At 34.3% G+C, this 16,512-nt stretch carries 15 protein-coding genes; 3 read left to right on the top strand and 12 right to left on the bottom strand.

Annotation, left to right across the window (positions count from 1 at the left end; translation table 11 throughout):
- Positions 1-575: 575 nt before the first annotated feature.
- The 9 genes from FGF67_RS12690 to FGF67_RS12655 all read right to left on the bottom strand — a co-directional run bounded on the left by FGF67_RS12690 (position 576) and on the right by FGF67_RS12655 (position 9,300).
- Positions 576-1,991, bottom strand: coding sequence for an MBOAT family O-acyltransferase (locus FGF67_RS12690; protein ID WP_139698121.1), 1,416 nt, complete (start codon positions 1,989-1,991; stop codon positions 576-578).
- Between the two features lie 2 nt (positions 1,992-1,993).
- Positions 1,994-3,031, bottom strand: a complete 1,038-nt coding sequence (locus FGF67_RS12685) for a hypothetical protein (protein WP_139698120.1) — start codon at positions 3,029-3,031, stop codon at positions 1,994-1,996.
- 10 nt (positions 3,032-3,041) lie between these two features.
- Complete coding sequence (locus FGF67_RS17550) at positions 3,042-3,203, bottom strand: hypothetical protein (RefSeq protein ID WP_233244079.1); 162 nt, start codon at positions 3,201-3,203, stop codon at positions 3,042-3,044.
- A gap of 122 nt (positions 3,204-3,325) precedes the next feature.
- Positions 3,326-4,069 carry a hypothetical protein gene (locus FGF67_RS12680; RefSeq protein WP_233244078.1) on the bottom strand — a complete coding sequence of 248 codons (744 nt, stop codon included), beginning with the start codon at positions 4,067-4,069 and terminating at the stop codon, positions 3,326-3,328.
- A 10-nt stretch (positions 4,070-4,079) separates the two neighbouring features.
- The gene (locus tag FGF67_RS12675) at positions 4,080-5,108 is read right to left on the bottom strand and encodes a hypothetical protein (protein WP_139698119.1); all 1,029 of its coding nucleotides are present in this window, start codon (positions 5,106-5,108) and stop codon (positions 4,080-4,082) included.
- 15 nt (positions 5,109-5,123) lie between these two features.
- Entirely contained in the window at positions 5,124-6,173 is a 1,050-nt protein-coding gene (locus tag FGF67_RS12670; RefSeq protein WP_139698118.1) for a hypothetical protein, read from the bottom strand.
- Between the two features lie 13 nt (positions 6,174-6,186).
- On the bottom strand, positions 6,187-7,068 hold the full coding sequence (locus tag FGF67_RS12665; protein WP_139698117.1) for an ester cyclase: 882 nt from the start codon (positions 7,066-7,068) through the stop codon (positions 6,187-6,189).
- Between the two features lie 73 nt (positions 7,069-7,141).
- Positions 7,142-8,485 (bottom strand): MFS transporter, encoded by a 1,344-nt coding sequence (locus FGF67_RS12660; protein WP_139698116.1) that lies wholly within the window; start codon positions 8,483-8,485, stop codon positions 7,142-7,144.
- A gap of 86 nt (positions 8,486-8,571) precedes the next feature.
- Positions 8,572-9,300 (bottom strand): hypothetical protein, encoded by a 729-nt coding sequence (locus FGF67_RS12655; protein WP_139698115.1) that lies wholly within the window; start codon positions 9,298-9,300, stop codon positions 8,572-8,574.
- A 350-nt stretch (positions 9,301-9,650) separates the two neighbouring features.
- Between FGF67_RS12655 and FGF67_RS12650 the strand changes: the two genes are divergently transcribed.
- Positions 9,651-10,658 (top strand): T9SS type A sorting domain-containing protein, encoded by a 1,008-nt coding sequence (locus FGF67_RS12650; RefSeq protein ID WP_139698114.1) that lies wholly within the window; start codon positions 9,651-9,653, stop codon positions 10,656-10,658.
- A 53-nt stretch (positions 10,659-10,711) separates the two neighbouring features.
- Here FGF67_RS12650 and lysA read toward each other — a convergent pair whose 3' ends face one another.
- Entirely contained in the window at positions 10,712-11,947 is a 1,236-nt protein-coding gene (gene lysA / locus FGF67_RS12645) for a diaminopimelate decarboxylase (protein WP_139698113.1), read from the bottom strand.
- A gap of 208 nt (positions 11,948-12,155) precedes the next feature.
- On the opposite strand from lysA, the gene sucC reads away from it, so the two are divergent.
- Positions 12,156-13,346, top strand: coding sequence for an ADP-forming succinate--CoA ligase subunit beta (gene sucC, locus FGF67_RS12640; RefSeq protein ID WP_139698112.1), 1,191 nt, complete (start codon positions 12,156-12,158; stop codon positions 13,344-13,346).
- 43 nt (positions 13,347-13,389) lie between these two features.
- Here the strand turns inward: sucC and FGF67_RS12635 are convergent, their stop codons facing one another.
- Positions 13,390-13,659, bottom strand: a complete 270-nt coding sequence (locus FGF67_RS12635; RefSeq protein ID WP_139698111.1) for a DUF1456 family protein — start codon at positions 13,657-13,659, stop codon at positions 13,390-13,392.
- Positions 13,660-14,033: 374 nt separating this feature from the next.
- On the opposite strand from FGF67_RS12635, the gene FGF67_RS12630 reads away from it, so the two are divergent.
- Positions 14,034-14,447, top strand: coding sequence for a TerB family tellurite resistance protein (locus FGF67_RS12630; RefSeq protein WP_139698110.1), 414 nt, complete (start codon positions 14,034-14,036; stop codon positions 14,445-14,447).
- A gap of 55 nt (positions 14,448-14,502) precedes the next feature.
- Here the strand turns inward: FGF67_RS12630 and uvrB are convergent, their stop codons facing one another.
- Positions 14,503-16,506: an excinuclease ABC subunit UvrB gene (uvrB, locus tag FGF67_RS12625; RefSeq protein WP_139698109.1), complete on the bottom strand. Its 2,004-nt coding sequence runs from the start codon at positions 16,504-16,506 to the stop codon at positions 14,503-14,505.
- Between the last annotated feature and the right edge of the window lie 6 nt (positions 16,507-16,512).

The following is a 16,512-nucleotide window of genomic DNA, read 5'->3' as shown; positions in this document are numbered from 1 at the left end:
AGCAAATACGATTTGACTCTCCGTGAATTTTGATCGTTTCATATGCAAATAATTGTTTAAAGTTACACATTTATTTGCTCGGTTTTCTCTAGTTTTAAATTGTCCGGTTTAACGGGAGGAGGTCACGGGCATCCCTAGCGGCAATTAGGCCTGTTTTAAAATCTTTATTATAAAAACATTGGCGTGCGTATTCATTTAGGAGTCTTACATGCTCCTCATTGAATTCTTTATGGTTGTCAATTCGTTGCTTTATGCTATCAATTTTTTTAGAAGCCACTAGCAAACTGTCTTGAGAGTGCCCAAGACATATTCCAATAAAAATAATTAAGAGACTTGTTTTAAAGTTGATTTTCATTTTTATTAGTTTGTGTTTTAACATTAAAAGTTTAATCTAAATCAGTTAGGTACTGGCATTGATGGACAACTATTTATATTATGAACTAGAGGCTGGGGAATAGGGTTCATATTAGGATCGAATAAACAATAGGACGCCAACTTTTATTTATTGTTACAATACAGAAACTCCTTCAAGATGTAGGAGTTTCTGCTTTATTCTCTAAATTATATTATTTTTCCTAAAATTGAAAATAAATAAATTGTTCGCCACTGCCTTGTGCTATAATCAATAAAAATGTCATAATGGCCCAAACCAGACCTAAAACATAAGGTGACGTTTTTTGAGATACTTCTTTCATAGAGGTATTTCTCATAAACCAATGACACAAGAACATAATGGCTATTACCGTTGATACTTTTATTATGGTAAACGTATCCAATATTTTTTCACCACCGGTTTGCATATAGAACATAGATTTTATCATATCCCAAGCTTTTTCAAAGGTTCTGGCTCTAAAGAAAACCCAGGTTATATTTACACAACTAAAGGTAATAAAAGCCAAAAACATACCATTCCATTTGGTTATTTCAAAGGGTAAATAACGTCTTTGTAAACGTTCTAAAATTAAATAAGTACCGTGTAAACCACCCCAAACCATAAAGGTCCATGCAGCACCATGCCATAAACCACCTAATAACATAGTAATCATTAAAGCGGCATACATTCTCGTGATTCCATGACGGTTACCACCCAAAGGGATGTACAAATAATCTCTTAACCAACTGGATAATGAAATATGCCAACGTCTCCATAAGTCGGAAAAGCCAAGTGAAGCATAAGGATACCTAAAGTTATCGGGTAAAATAATGCCTAACATAAGAGCGATACCTATAGCACAGGTTGAATACCCAGCAAAATCAAAAAATATCTGTCCTGAAAAAGCAATAGTGCCTACCCAAGCATCAACACCATGTAATAATTTAGCAGAACCAAAAACGTCATCTGATGTGCCTGCTAAAAGCGTATCTGCCATAACCACTTTTTGGAATAATCCAATGGTTAGTAAAAACAAGCCCCAAATAAACTGGTTAGTGGTTGCTTTCTTTTCTTCATAAAACTGTGTGATCAAGTCTTTTGCTCTAACAATAGGACCAGCTACTAATTGCGGGAAGAAGGTCACGTACAGCGCAAAATCAAGAAATGTTCTAGCACGCTCTGTCTTTCTTTTATACATATCAATGGTATATGACATGGTTTGGAACGTATAGAATGAAATTCCCATAGGGAGAATGATATCCATGGGTTTTGCCTGAAAATCAACTCCGATAGCATTCATTACTAGTACAAAATTTTCAAGAAGAAAATCACCATATTTAAAGAAACCTAAAAAACCAAGATTAACGAACATACTTAGCAACAACCACATTTTGCGTTTCTTTTGGTTGTCTTCAACAGCTAAATGTTTTCCTGCAGTCCAATCTATCATGGTAGATATCCAAAGAAGAATGACTAAAGGCGGATTCCACATGCCGTAGAATACATAACTGGAAAACAATAACATACGTTTTTTATTGGTCCAGTTAAGTATTTTAGAATAATAAATGGCGAGAACTATAATTAAAAATAGTATAAAACTTAGTGAATTAAATAACATGATTAGTTAGGTTTTTGGTTGGTTAGTGCATTGTCTTCTTTTAATATTTTCACCAATTCTTTGGTGTAAAAATTGGCATCTTCTAAGGAAAGATGTGATTCTTCCGGACAGGTTAGATTTTTTAATTGATCAAAGTCCTCAAAATGATAGCTCTTTACATGAGCTACTTTTACTAATGAATCCCAAAACCGTTCTCTGGGAAGTCCCATTTTCTCACCCATTCTCACACCACCACTAGATGGTGGCCGAACCAGAATAAGATTACCGTTTCTTTCTTTAAATTTTTTTACATCCTTCATAAAGAATTCAGTGGTAGCATCTTTTTCAGGAGGTGGTGAACCTTTACCAAAGAAATGCCAAACTTTAATAATTGAATTAGCAAAAGCAGTATCAGTTACTGTTCTTGGCATCATACTCATGTTTCGTGGAATGGAAACATCTCCAAAATTGTAGAATGGAGGCTGGGCAGGAGGTGAAGTTCGTTTTCCCCAACGAACATTTCTTAATAAGGATTTTAAATCGAGATCGTCATTCCATTCTTCCTCATCGGCAGACATTAATACCAAACTCTGTTGTAAGGGTACAGACAACAAAAAGTTTGAGCGTTGTGCATAAGTTCCATCAAAGTAATGATCTACTTTGGCTTGTGGCCTTTCCCAAGGAAATGCTTTTGGAAACGTAGTCGAGAAGAATAATCCGGGAGTAACTCCAACAATAACAGTTCCGTCAAAATCGGTATTATTTACAATGTCATGAAAGGTAGGAAGGGGAGATGACCCCGTTGATGCTAACTGTAAAGGTTCTTTTCCGGTTGACTCTTTCCATTGATCTACTTGAATGTCAAAATAGGCTCTGGAAGACCCTAATATAATAACATCATCCTTAGTGGCATTTTCCACTTTGGCACGTGTCATGGCCCAAAGGGCTTTTTCATCGTTTAGGGTAGGGTGAAATCCTTTGGATCTCCAATACATTTCCCATCCAATTGTTGCAATAAGCGTAATAGTTATGGCAATAATTAATGATTGTTTTAATTTCATATTGATTGGTTTATTGGTTAGGTATTGCGTTGTCTTGTTTTAAAATTTTTATTAATTCTTCGGTAAAATAGTCGGCATGATCGGCTTTTAAATGAGACCATTCTGGTAGGGTTAAATTTTGAAGCTGCGGGTAGTCTTCAAAGTGGTATGCTTTTACATTTGATTGTTCCACTAGTTTGTTCCAATATTCTTTCCTATTGACTACGCTATCTTCATTTTTTCTAAACTTTTCAGAAGAAGGGCATCTCAGTAAAATAACATTACCACCTTTTTCTTTAAACTTTTGAAGGTCCTTTAAAAAAAAATCATGGTAGCTTCTTTTTTTGGTTTAAGGTTGTCTCCATCAATCAAGAAGGACCACACGCGTTTTACAGAGTTGGCATAAGCCGTGTCTGTTTCCATACGTTTTTTCATTCTAACATTTCGATCCAATCTGGTTGTTGACATATTATGAAAGGGAGGCATGGTTCTTTTCTTTTTGAGACGATCACCAATCTTTACTTTTTTAATAAGCGCCTTTAGCTTAATACCATCAACGCCACTGGTTTCACTCATTAAAGCTAAACTATTTTGCAGTGGTATTGATAATTGATGGTTTAATCGTTGTGCATAAGTTCTATCATGAAAATGATCTACTTTTTTTTGAGGTCTTTTCCAAGATTGTTTTTTGGGATCCGTACTAGAGAAAAATAACCCAGGTGTAACTCCAACCAAAATAGTACCGTTGAAATTGGAGGTATTTACAATATCATGAAATACGGGTAAGGGGCTAGATCCACCCATTGCCAATTGAATGGGTTTTTTACCCGTTTTTTCCTCCCATATATCTAGTTGTATGTTGTACATAACTCTTGAAGAACCAATAAGCACGATATCATCTTTAGATAATTTATCAACTTTGGCGCGTTGTACCGCCCATAAAGCCTCATTGTTATCTATAGAAGGTTTAAATCCTTTTGATCGCCAATAGAGTTCCCAAATGCTTACACCAATTAGGGTTAATGCCAAGGCAATAAACAAAGATTGTTTTAAATTCATTTTGCTTGGTTTATTGGTTAGGTATTGCGTTGTCTTGTTTTAAAATTTTTATTAATTCTTTAGTAAAGTAATCTGCATGTTCTGCTTTTAAATGAGACCATTCAGGAAGATCTAAATTTTGAAGTTGCGGGTAGTCTTCAAAATGATACGACTTTACTGCAGCTTTTGCTACCAAATCATCCCAAACTGTATCTCTTGGAGTGATTTTTTTTTCTAATTCTCTAAAGACATCAGAAGAAGGGCATCTCAGTAAAATAACATTGCCGCCTTTTTCTTTAAACTTTTCTAAGTCTTTTAAAAAAAATGCCATAGTTGATTTTTTGTCCGGAAGTGGACCATCACTTTTAAAAAAGAACTCCCACACATGTTTTACAGAGTTGGCATAAGCAGTATCTATTTCCATACGTTTTTTCATTCTAACATTTCTGTCAATGGTTATAGTGGAAAAATCGTGAAATGGTGGCATTTCTCTCGGCTTTTCCGCCCTAGTTCCAATTTTTACTTTACTAATAAACTCTTTAAGGTTAATACCGTCTATACCTTTTGTCTCACTTATGAACGCAAAACTGTTTTGAAGAGGTATAGATAGCTGGTGGTTAAGACGCTGTGCATAGGTTCTATTGTGAAAATAGTCAACATTGGTTTGGGGCCTTTTCCAAGAATCTGCTTTGGGAAATGTGGTTGAAAAAAACAAAGGAGGTGTAACACCAACTAAGATGGTGCCATTAAAATTAGTAGTATGTACAATGTCATGAAAGACTGGTAGGGGACTAGAGCCTCCCATAGCTAGTTGGATTGGTTTATTTCCTATTTTTTCTTCCCAAATGTCTAATTGAATATCAAAGTGAACCCTTGAGGAGCCAATGATTACAAAGTCATCTTTAGATAATCGATCAACTTTTGCACGTTCTACAGCCCACAAAGCGTCATTTCCATCTATTGATGGTTTGACTCCTTTAGAACGCCAATATAACTCCCATGTAACAGTTCCTAGAAGGCTAATTACTATGGCAATAATTAATGAATTTTTCAATTTCATTTTGTTTTGTTTCGGTTAATTGGTTTTGTGTTTTTTTAAGTGTCCGTCTTTAATTAACTGATATACCATGTCTTTGGTATATGTTTTGGCATCTTCGGCATTCATATGGGACCATTCTGGTAAGGTGTGTTTAGACATGAATTCATAATCTTCAAAATGATAGCCAGGGCACTCAATAGCCTTAATAAAGCTATTCCAAACTTTATCTCTTGGCATCATGCGTTTTGTGTGTTTATTCCAGCCTTCTTCAGCTTTATGTCTAACAAATATTACCTTACCTCCTCGGCCTTTAAACTTTTTAACTAAAACTGAGAGTGTTTTAATTTCTCTTTGAACGGTGTTTTCAACTTTTTTTGAGTAGTCTGGAACCCCTGGAATAACCTTGTCCCACTCATCAGTGATTTCTTTTTGATAAGCAGGGTTATTGGTTAATCGCGGAAACATTATTAAATTTCTGTATTCATCATTGTAACCAATATTTACTAATTTGAATTTGTCTCCTTTAATCCTGTCATCATCAATTGAGATTCTATTGATTAGTGATTTTAAATCTAAGTCATTATAGGATTTTGCCTCTGAGGCACTAAGCATGACTAGGTTCCTTTTTAATGGTTTTGAAAGCTCGAAACCCAATCGTTGAGAGTAAGTTCGGTCATAGTAATGTTTTACCCATTGTTTGGTTACATTTCTTCTGAAAGAACTATCAAAAAAAGCTAAGGGGGTGACTCCAATAACTAAAGTTCCATTAAATTTGGTGTTATTTATAACATCTTCAATAAATGGTTGTGGAGGTTTCCCATTTCCTGTTAAATTAATGGGTTTTATCCCTTGAGTATCTTCCCAAGCATGCGTATTGAAGTTGTAACCTGTTCTGGAAGCACCTAATAGAATAATATCTTCTGAGGTCGCTTTTTCTACCTTAGCTCTTTCTTGGCTCCACAAATTTCTGTCGTCTTCTAAATAGGCGATGTAATAATCGGTTTGTGTACGCCAATAGAGTTCCCAAATGGTAATACTAGCAATAGTTAATACCAAAGCAAAGGTAAAAGATTGTTTTAATTTCATTTACTATACAATATCATTTAGCCATAACATCAGCAATTCCTTTGGTATCTGCATATTGTTGAAAAGAAATGATTTTACCATCTTTAAGTGTCCATAAATGTGCCATTTGCAAATTCATGGCATTGCCATTTTCCTTGTATTTTGATTCATATTTGCCGGTAACTAATATTTTATCATTAGTCATTTCATGGAATTCAAGGTCAATGGCATGCCAATATTCCCATTCTTCAGCAATTCTTGAAAACAAACCTTCAAGAACAGCATCAAAGCCTTGATAAGGATTTTTATCGGCATATGGAAAATTTTCGGCTTCCATCCAAATAAGGTTTTCATCCATGACGGCTCCAGCTTCATCGATTTTCCCAGCAGCAAAATCAGTATATAGTTTTCTCACAATATTTACATTTTCAGGATTTAAAAAAGGATCAATACCCAATTGACTCATAAAGGCTAGATTGTCCATAAAATCTTGTTCTTGGGCAATTTTGCCATCTTTTATTTTTGCAATGGTAACCCCAGTAAGATCTATTGATTTTCCAGTGGCAGGTATCCCAAAAAAATCACCTGTGTGTTTACCTTTAAAGCGCCAATGTTTAACTAAGTTGTCACCTTGCCCAAAAATATTTTCAATGGAAAATTCAACTTCGGAAAATCCAGTAATAAAATTTGAATAATAGGCTTTGAAATCTTTTATACCCACCACATTCTCAGGACTAGAGATCATGGTAATATTGGTGTCAAAATTGGTGTCGTTAATTAAATCAATCTGACCTTGATTAACAATGTTGTCCCAAACATTGGAATACATAGTTATGTTTTGTTCAACTTTTGAATTGTTGCATGCAGAAAGAATAATAAGCATGAATAAAAAGGGAACATGTTTTAGTGTTTTCATTTTTTGGTTGGTTTTAATGGTTAATTTTTATCGATTACAAGCCGGGCTAATGCTTTTAATAACGTAATAAATACTAGTAAGCACTAATACTATATTGAGTAAATTTTTTAATTGATTTTTTATGTTTCTTAAAGTTAATGAGTTGCATTAAAAAAAAGGCAATCAATGGTGACATGGCAATTATAATAAATACATATTCCCAATCCATAAGTTCTTTTAAGGTTCCAACAAGTCCAGAACCTATGGCTCTACCCGTATTTGATAGTGCCATGTAAAGGGTAAATTGTGTGGCGGCTACGGTTTTCCAGCACAATTGCATAGCCGAGGCAAAAATGGCTATGGTAAGAAAGGTATATCCTAAGTAATATAAGAGAATAAAGCTAAAAATAACTTTATCATTATTCCATATACTAGGTAAAAAAGAAAAGGAGGCTATTAAAACAATTAAGAAAATTAGATAAATTGAGAGCATTCGTTTTTTACCAAAAAAGTCTACTAAGGCTCCCCCAATGAACATACCAAAAAAACCAGCAACCACCGTTGTTATGGAATATACATTGGAATAGGAGGTATTGGTCCAATCTAGCTCTTGAATGGTAAATATGGGTAAAAGTGTGTCAATTAACCCATACATAATACCTAAAGTAAACATGGCGAATGCTAAAATAAGACTTGATGGTAAGATGGTTACTTTATAAATGCATCTAAAAATTTTAGTCCAACTCGTTAATTGCGCTTTCTTTGATATTGGAGACGCCTTTCCTTTTGACCACGGGGTTAGCTTTTCACCGGGTCGCTCTCTAAAACATATAGGTACTAGAATGATAAAAAAGGTACTTATAGACATTGAGGTAATGGCTGTTGAAAAACCCAATAGATTTATTAAAGTAGTACCAATAACTAATGATAAAGCTACGCCTATTGTTTTTGCGCCCCACATGAGTCCGTTTGCTCTAGCTTGTTCATTGACAGGTATAACATCTATAGCCATGCCGTCTGTGGCCACGTCTTGAAAAGCACCAAAAAAACTTATAAAAAAACCAGAAATCATTAAGCCAGTAATGTTATTTAAAGGGTCATGAATAAGGCCAATACTTAAAAAACTTAAAATAAGACCAATTTGGCCAAAAATCACCCATGGTCTTTTACGTCCCATGGATAATAAGGTAAAACGATCCATGAGAGGTGCAACCAGTATTTTGAAACTCCATGGAATTCCAATAACTGCTACAAAACTTGCAATTTCCATTGGAGATTTCTCGTTCATGGCTAACCAAGCCGGTATAGCAAAAAAGGTAATGCCCTCAGGTATACCCTGCGCAATGTATAGTACTGAAAATGTAATGTATCTTAATATGGCATTTTCTGTTAAAAATAAGCGATACTTATCTTTAAGATTTTTGGTTTTTAAATCCATGGAAAGTTGGTTAGGTAGAATGTAAAGCCTATTGACTATTTAATTAATAAAATGCCCAACAAACGTTGAGCATTTTATATGAATTACTAATTAGATAATTCTTTTTTAAGTGTATAAATATAAGCCCAATCAGACTCAACAGCACTTCTGAATTTTTCTCTAAGCTTGTCTGTTTTAGATTTGCCGTGGGCCTTTTCATAGACTTTCCAAACCCCATCTCGTACAACATCTAAATCTGAAAAACTATTAAAAGGAATTCCTATAAAATAATCAGCTACTTCTGGTGCTCCACCAACAACACTGTACCATCTACCACGGTTATCTCCTTCGGCTGCTTTCACAGCTTTTGAAATTTCACTTACCACCTCTTTAAAACTGGTTGAGTTATTGATTTTGACATTGTAAACCCAAACTAGTTTAATGTCTTCAGAAAAAGGTGCCGTCATACTAACACTGGGCATATACCGAGCAACGTTGTAATGTACACTCTTAACATGAGGCATAATAAATTTGGTCACAATCATACGACATTCTTTTCCTGCCGGATCAGGATCCTCATCCATTTCTGCCCAGTTAGCCATAATACTGGTCATGGTATATACATTGCCCTCGCCTTGCAGGCGTTTCCATATATTCCATTTGTCTTCACCATTGTTTTCTAGGTAACATGCTTTCCATGATTTTACACCTTCTACAAATTCAGCGTCATGCCCGGGCTTAACGGTAATCTCTGTGAGATTTAATAAAAAAGATTCGGTTTCTTGTGATGCCACTACTAGTGGGAGTAGAATCAATACATACAATAATTTTCTCATAATGTTGGTTGGTTTTAATTAATATTAAATAATGTGTTAAAATATTTTTAACACGATAATCTCATTAAAATCAATTCGGGGCAATCGGTTAAATCTTGCTATTTGAGAGAGAAGTAATAGTATGTGTATTATCACCGTTTTAAATATAGGTATTTTTTTGGTTATGAAAGCACTATTAAAAAAAAAGCTTTAACATTTTTTTATCGTCTTACTTAGTTTTATCACTAAAAACAGAGTTTTTAGTGATTTCAAGATATATTCTGCGTATGGACTGGTATTTACGATGTAAAGTTTTTTGTTTTACCTAAATTTGTTTTAATTTCAATTAAAACACTATAAATTAACTGCTTATGAGAACAAGATTACTATTTTTTTTATTTTTAGTACCAATCATACTTTCAGCGCAAAGCATTGATACATTTTTTAGTTTGCCAACAACACGGTATGCTGTGGTCACTACAAGTACTGCTTTAGATCAAAGTGCAAATGGAGAAAACGCTAATTGGGTTTTTAATAATTTAATGGCTTCTGGGATTACCTCAACCGATACGTATAAAGCTATTAGCCCAAGCGATCCAGAAGCTATAGCTTTTCCGGGAACAAATATGCTTTTAACAACTACTGATACGAACGCAGAAGAAATTAAGTTTTATGCCTCAGAGGGTGCCAATACTTTAGATGTTTCAGGAATAGAACTTATGGATTTAACGCTTCAATATGATGATTTAGGGTTGGTAGGCTCATTTCCTTATGCTTATAATACCAATAACGGTGGGAATAGTATTTCAGGGGATTTCTCTTACAGTGGAAACACGGGTACCTTTACGGGAATCTTAACCACCACAGTAGATGCCTACGGGTCATTATCTATGAATGATGTTGGTGGAGGTATCTATTCAGGAACAATAACTAGGCTTGAGTTAATTCAGCAAATGGAATTATTTGTAGGAATAAAAGTAGGAGACCTAATGCAAACCACTTATCATTATTACGATAATACTTCGGGAGAGTTGGTTTTTAGATCTACCCAGGTTGAGTTAACAAGTGGTATTATTGGTAATCGGTCATTCACAATAATGGAGAGTCTGATTATGTCTCCTTTAAGTGCAAATTTTGGTGACAAGGAAATTACCTCGTGGTTTCATGTTAGCAAAAATCCAGTAGATGATGTCTTATCTTTTTATTTAGATGAACGAGTGAACGTATATGATATTTTAGTATATGATTTAGAAGGAAAAGAGGTTATTAAAGGATTAGCTAACAATGCCATTGAAGTACGTTTTTTGGAAGCAGGTTGGTATATCATCACTTTAAAAACAGATTTTGGTATTGTATCTGAAAAATTTATAAAGAAATAAATCTCACATAGCCTCAAAAAAAAAGCGTTTCTTTAAGGAAACGCTTTTTAAGTTTAAACTGTTGTTGGTTTTTCTTTTTTCTTTGAGAAATCAATAGCAATTTGATTTCTTAATATATCATCAAAAGTTTCAGCTTTTCTAATGACATGTGCTTTGTCATTATACCATAAAACTTCTGCAGGCCTAAACCTAGAATTATAATTACTAGCCATAGAGAAACAATAGGCCCCAGCATTTTTAAAACAAAGAATATCGCCTTCGGTTATCTCATTAATACGTCTGTTATTTCCAAAGGTATCCGTTTCGCAAATGTAGCCTACAACAGTATAAAATCGCTCTCTTCCGCTTGGGTTAGAGATATTAACAATATCATGATGAGAACCATAGAACATCGGTCTTATTAAATGATTAAAACCAGAATCTATCTGCGCAAATACTGTTGAGGTAGTTTGCTTAACAGCATTTACTTTTACCAAAAAGTTACCAGACTCACTTACTAAAAATTTACCAGGTTCAAAAGCTAAGGTGAGATCCTTACCATATTCCTTACAGAAATCATTGAATCGAGATGATAACTTTTTACCTAATTCTTCAATATTGGTTTCAATATCACCAGCTTTATAGGGTACTTTGAAACCAGAACCAAAATCAATAAAATCTAAATTTTTAAATTGCTTGGCGGTTTCAAATAAAATTTCACTGGCATATAAAAATACCTCAATATCTAAAATATCACTACCCGTATGCATATGAATACCGTTGATAGTCATTTTAGTATTTTCAACAATTCTTAATATATGTGGAATTTGATGTATTGATATACCAAATTTAGAATCGATATGTCCAACCGAAATATTAGCATTTCCACCCGCCATAACATGCGGATTTATTCTGATGCACACAGGAACATTAGGGTGTTTTGTTCCAAATTGCTCCAGAATGGATAAATTGTCAATATTGATTTTTACACCTAACTGAGCGGCTTCTTCAATTTCGTCTAGGGAAACGCCATTGGGTGTAAATATAATTTGGTCAGGAGAAAAACCAGCAGCTAAACCTAGTTGCACTTCCTGAATAGAAACCGTATCAATGCCAGAACCAAGCGATTTAAAAAGTTTTAATATAGATATATTAGACAATGCTTTAACCGCATAATTAAGTTTTAATTTTTTTACATCTTTAAAGGCGTCTGTTAATCGTTTGTACTGCGACTCAATTTTTGCCGCATCATACACATAAACCGGACTTCCTAAATCTTGTGCTATTTTTAGCAATTGATTTTCCAACATAATTTTCAAATTTTTGCCAAAGATATACCTTTGTGATTGATAATAAAGTAAAGCTTAAAAAATTATACAAAATAAACAAATTGTTAATTATTTAACAATGTAGCGTTAAGTTAATGAACAAAAGTTGTTTAAAGTTTTCACAAATTAATATTAGGGTAAGTAAGTGCGATTATTTACATTTGTGATTCTTAAAACATTTAAGCAAATTATGAATTTACACGAATATCAAGGTAAAGAAATATTAAGCAGTTTTGGAGTGCGTATCCAGCGTGGTATTGTTGCCCAAAATGCACAAGAAGCAGTTGCAGCTGCAAAGCAGTTAACCAATGAAACAGGTACTAGCTGGCATGTCATTAAAGCCCAAGTTCATGCAGGAGGACGTGGAAAAGGAGGCGGAGTAAAACTAGCCAAAAATCTTAAAGAAGTTGAGCAAATTGCTGGACAAATTATAGGAATGGATTTGGTAACACCGCAAACTTCCGCAAAAGGGAAACGTGTACATCAGGTGTTAGTTGCTGAAGATGTTTATTACCCTGGCGAAAGTGAAACAGATGAGTTTTATATGTCGGTTTTATTAAATAGAGGTACAGGACGTAATATGATTATGTATTCTACTGAAGGAGGTATGGATATTGAGACGGTAGCCGAGGAAACACCACATTTAATATTTACTGAAGAAGTAGATCCTGCTGTAGGGTTAATGCCATTTCAAGCTAGACGTATTGCTTTCAATTTAGGTTTATCAGGTACGGCATTTAAAGAAATGACCAAATTTGTGATGGCTTTGTATACGGCTTATGTAAAATCAGATTCATCTTTGTTTGAAATTAATCCTGTGTTGAAAACCAGTGATAATAAAATTATGGCGGTTGATGCCAAAGTAACCATAGATGATAATGCTTTATACAGACATAAAGATTACGTGAATTTAAGAGATTTGCGTGAAGAAAACCCTATTGAAGTTGAGGCCAAAGAAGTTGGATTGAATTATGTTGATCTTGACGGAAACGTGGGATGTATGGTAAATGGTGCAGGTTTGGCTATGGCAACAATGGATTTAATTAAGCAAGCAGGAGGGGAGCCAGCAAACTTTTTAGATGTAGGAGGAACAGCTGATGCAGCGCGTGTTGAGGCAGCTTTTAAAATTATATTGAAAGATCCAGCAGTAAAGGCTATTCTTATTAATATATTTGGAGGTATTGTAAGATGTGATCGTGTAGCGCAAGGTGTTATTGATGCTTATAAAAACATGGGCAATATAAACGTGCCAATCATAGTACGTTTACAAGGTACTAATGCCGATATTGCTAAAGAATTAATTGATAATTCAGGTCTAGCTGTTTTAAGTGCTACCGAGTTTCAGGAAGCAGCAGACAAAGTACAAGAAGTACTTGCTTAGTTACGCTTGTAATAAAACGACTTATAATAAGTATAAAGAGCAATCACCAAGGTTGCTCTTTTTTTATACGTTCTTCTTTTTTATCTTTTTTATTAGGCATAGGGCCTCTCAAATGAATTACCAAACCGTTTAAAAAATTTCTAAGAATTTGATCCCCACATTCCATGTATTTGGGGTGATCTTCTCGTCTAAAAAAAGCTCCAAGTTCGCTTTTAGAAATTCTAAAATCAACCAGAGCTAAAATCTTAACAATATCATCGTCACGGAGCTTTAAGGCCACCCGTAATTTTTTTAAAATATCATTATTTGTCATATTAATAATTTAGGAGGGTTTATGGGGGATGTATTTCATCGATTTACTACAAAACACAGCACAAAATTGACGTTTTTATAAGGTAGTAAAGATACTTGAAAAATCCGCTCTAAAAAAACGAGGCGTAGATTATATATTTTTTAATTCAACATATTGATTATCAGTGCTTTTTGTTCGGTTTATAAAAGGGGGATGTACAGTTTTTAAATTGATGAATAGCACTTTTGTTAGATAAACAAATTTATATTTTTGATGAACTTAGAGAAAACTACGATAAACGGCTAGCTACTTTTCGACGATTTGCGTTTAAGCTCGATTATTAAAGGGAACTTCTGCGTAACTTTATATTGTAATTAATTAATCCCTACTCCAAGATGATCAATAGAGTCGAAAAATTGAGTCTTTTGTCTGAAATGATAGCATTTGCCAAGTATGACAAAGACATAAAAAAGATAGAGTATAATTTTTTGCTTGGTGTTGCCAAACAATTAGATATTTCACGTGAAGATTTTGAATATCTTATTGAGCATCCTGTTTCTTATACGCATTTAAAATCGCATAGTGAACGCATTGTGCAGTTTCATCGTTTAGTACTTTTAATGAATATTGAACAAAAATTTGGAGAAGATATTAATTCAAAAGGACGTATCAAATTATATAACTTCGGATTAAGAATGGGGTTAAGTCATGAGTCTATTAGTAAAGTGCTTTATTTAATGGAAAGTTTTCCTAATAATATTGTGCCCCCAGATGTGTTGATTGACATATTCAAAACCCAATATAATTAAGGATTTCTAAAAAGGTTTTTGATGTGTTATTAGTTAAATGAAGCTAAAAGTAAAATTATACTTTTAGCTTTTCTAATTTTTCTTGACAGCCTTTAATTTCATCACGCAGTTTAGCAGCAACAATAAAGTCCAATGCTTTGGCTGCTTCTTCCATAAGTTTTCGTTTTTCCCTTATTTTCTTTTCTAATTCAGGCTTACTTAAATAGGCGCTTTCTGGTTCAGCAGCCTTGGACGCTTCCAGCTCATAACTATACGTACTTACAGAGTTTTTGGCTAAGGCATTATCTAAACTTTTGTTTAAAGCTTTTGGGGTTATGTTGTTTTCGGTGTTGTAAGCAATTTGTTTTTCTCTGCGGTAGTTTGTTTCATCAATGGTTTTTTGCATGCTGTTTGTAATTTTATCTGCATACATAATAGCTTTACCATTTAGGTTTCTTGCTGCTCTACCCACGGTTTGCGTTAAGGAGCGGGTTGAACGTAAAAAACCCTCTTTGTCGGCATCTAAAATAGCGACCAAAGAGACTTCGGGTAAATCAAGCCCTTCTCTTAGTAGATTCACACCAACTAGAACATCAAAAAGTCCTTTTCTCAAGTCTTGCATAATCTCAACACGCTCTAGGGTGTCTACATCGCTGTGAATATATCGACATCTTATTCGAATACGATCTAAGTATTTGGTCAATTCTTCTGCCATACGCTTGGTAAGTGTGGTCACCAAAGTACGTTCATCTTTCTCAACACGCTGCTGAATTTCTTCAATTAAATCATCTATTTGATTGAGACTTGGTCTTACTTCAATAATAGGATCTAACAATCCTGTAGGGCGGATAATTTGTTCTACATAAATGCCATCAGATTTTTCTAATTCGTAGTCTGCAGGTGTGGCACTTACATAAATCACTTGATTTTGCAACGCTTCAAATTCTTCAAATTTTAAGGGTCTATTGTCCATAGCAGCAGGAAGTCTGAAACCATATTCTACTAAATTTTCTTTTCTGCTTCTATCGCCGCCATACATGGCATGGACTTGAGAGATTGTAACATGACTTTCATCTACAACCATTAGGAAATCATCAGGAAAATAATCTAATAAACAAAAAGGGCGGGTACCAGGCTGTCTGCCATCTAAATACCTGGAATAGTTTTCAATACCAGAGCAATATCCTAGTTCACGTATCATCTCTAAATCAAACTCCGTACGTTCTTTTAAACGTTTGGCTTCAAGATGTTTTCCTATGTCCTTAAAATAGTCATATTGTTTAACTAAATCATCTTGAATGTCTTTAATAGCATCTTGAAGAACCTCAGGCGATGTAACAAACATATTTGCCGGATAAATATTTAAACGGTCATATTTCTCAACAATTTGGTTTGTTTGGATGTTAAAGGATTCAATATCTTCAATCTCATCACCAAAAAAATGAATTCTGAAGGCATCATCTGCATAACTCGGAAAAACATCTACTGTATCGCCTTTAATTCTGAAATTTCCATGGTTGAATTCATGTTCCGTTCTAGAATATAAACTTTGAACAAGTTGATGCAGTAATTTTGTTCTTGAAATTTCCTGATCGCGTTCAAGTGAAATAACATTTTTTTGAAACTCAACGGGATTTCCAATACCATATAAACAAGACACAGAAGCCACGACCAAAACATCTCGTCTTCCCGAAAGCAGCGAAGACGTTGTACTCAATCGCATTTTTTCAATTTCTTCGTTTATAGATAAATCTTTCTCAATATAAACACCCGAAACGGGAATATAAGCCTCGGGTTGGTAATAATCATAATACGACACAAAGTATTCTACAGCATTATCTGGGAAAAACTGCTTGAATTCTGAGTACAGTTGTGCTGCCAACGTTTTATTGTGTGCCAAAACCAAAGTAGGTCTTTGTACTTCTTGAATCACATTGGCAACGGTGAAGGTTTTTCCAGACCCAGTAACACCAAGAAGTGTTTGATACTTTTCATTGGCTACAATACCATCGGCAAGCTGCTTTATAGCTTGGGGCTGATCACCTGTAGGATCAAATTCAGATTTGATTTTAAATTTCATTCTGCA

The organism is Allotamlana fucoidanivorans (genome assembly GCF_006265225.1).
Taxonomy (GTDB): Bacteria; Bacteroidota; Bacteroidia; order Flavobacteriales; family Flavobacteriaceae; genus Allotamlana; species Allotamlana fucoidanivorans.
Note: the sequence above shows the minus strand (reverse complement) of the source record. Positions and strands in the feature narration are given on the sequence as shown.

What these genes read in the sequence shown, in the direction of transcription:
- FGF67_RS12690 (WP_139698121.1), bottom strand. Translation starts at nt 1,991, where the DNA reads ATGTTATTTAATTCACTAAGTTTTATACTATTTTTAATTATAGTTCTC.
- sucC (WP_139698112.1), top strand. Translation starts at nt 12,156, where the DNA reads ATGAATTTACACGAATATCAAGGTAAAGAAATATTAAGCAGTTTTGGA.
- FGF67_RS12660 (WP_139698116.1), bottom strand. Translation starts at nt 8,485, where the DNA reads ATGGATTTAAAAACCAAAAATCTTAAAGATAAGTATCGCTTATTTTTA.
- FGF67_RS12680 (WP_233244078.1), bottom strand. Translation starts at nt 4,069, where the DNA reads ATGAATTTAAAACAATCTTTGTTTATTGCCTTGGCATTAACCCTAATT.
- FGF67_RS12670 (WP_139698118.1), bottom strand. Translation starts at nt 6,173, where the DNA reads ATGAAATTAAAACAATCTTTTACCTTTGCTTTGGTATTAACTATTGCT.
- FGF67_RS12665 (WP_139698117.1), bottom strand. Translation starts at nt 7,068, where the DNA reads ATGAAAACACTAAAACATGTTCCCTTTTTATTCATGCTTATTATTCTT.
- lysA (WP_139698113.1), bottom strand. Translation starts at nt 11,947, where the DNA reads ATGTTGGAAAATCAATTGCTAAAAATAGCACAAGATTTAGGAAGTCCG.
- uvrB (WP_139698109.1), bottom strand. Translation starts at nt 16,506, where the DNA reads ATGAAATTTAAAATCAAATCTGAATTTGATCCTACAGGTGATCAGCCC.
- FGF67_RS12650 (WP_139698114.1), top strand. Translation starts at nt 9,651, where the DNA reads ATGAGAACAAGATTACTATTTTTTTTATTTTTAGTACCAATCATACTT.
- FGF67_RS12675 (WP_139698119.1), bottom strand. Translation starts at nt 5,108, where the DNA reads ATGAAATTGAAAAATTCATTAATTATTGCCATAGTAATTAGCCTTCTA.
- FGF67_RS12685 (WP_139698120.1), bottom strand. Translation starts at nt 3,031, where the DNA reads ATGAAATTAAAACAATCATTAATTATTGCCATAACTATTACGCTTATT.
- FGF67_RS12630 (WP_139698110.1), top strand. Translation starts at nt 14,034, where the DNA reads ATGATCAATAGAGTCGAAAAATTGAGTCTTTTGTCTGAAATGATAGCA.
- FGF67_RS12655 (WP_139698115.1), bottom strand. Translation starts at nt 9,300, where the DNA reads ATGAGAAAATTATTGTATGTATTGATTCTACTCCCACTAGTAGTGGCA.
- FGF67_RS12635 (WP_139698111.1), bottom strand. Translation starts at nt 13,659, where the DNA reads ATGACAAATAATGATATTTTAAAAAAATTACGGGTGGCCTTAAAGCTC.